This window comes from Agrobacterium sp. D14 (assembly GCF_001526505.1).
GTDB lineage: Bacteria > Pseudomonadota > Alphaproteobacteria > Rhizobiales > Rhizobiaceae > Agrobacterium > Agrobacterium leguminum.
Genome location: NZ_ASXX01000060.1, coordinates 1 through 515 on the forward strand (window position 1 = coordinate 1; position 515 = coordinate 515).

At 61.2% G+C, this 515-nt stretch carries 2 pseudogenes; both read right to left on the reverse strand.

From position 1 onward, the window contains the following. Positions 1 to 416: pseudogene (locus L901_RS22905) on the reverse strand (carbohydrate ABC transporter permease); the annotation flags it as partial. A gap of 12 nt (positions 417 to 428) precedes the next feature. Then, a pseudogene (locus tag L901_RS27260) lies at positions 429 to 515 on the reverse strand (sugar ABC transporter permease); the annotation flags it as partial.

The window sequence follows — 515 nt, forward strand, 5'->3', positions numbered from 1 at the left end:
ATGCGGGTATCGAGCAGGCCGGCATTGCGGAAGATCAGATAGATCGGCACCAGCACGGCGACGGCCGGCATCATCTTGGTGGAGAGCATCCACATCAAAATGTCCTTGGTGCGCTTGGTCGGCGAGAACGCCATGGCCCAGGCGGCGGGAATGGCGATGATCAGCGCGATGATCGTCGAGCCGAGCGACAGCACCACCGAGTTCATGAAGGGCTTGAAGTAATCGCGCTGGGTCTGGACCGTCACGTAATTCTCGAGCGTGCCCGAGGGAATGAGGCTGAAGCCGGCGATTGCTTCCGGCTCGGTCTTGATCGAGGTGAGGAAGGCATAGAGGATCGGGAAGAACAGCAGCAGCGCCACGGCCCAGGCCGCGATGGAAAAGCCGATCTTCGCACGTGTGGTTGTCTTGCGGGCCATGATGTTTCCCCCTTACCGGTCGAGGTTCTTGCCGACGGCGCGCATCAGGAAGATGGCGACGATATTGGCGAGGATGACGGCGATGATGCCGCCGGCCGA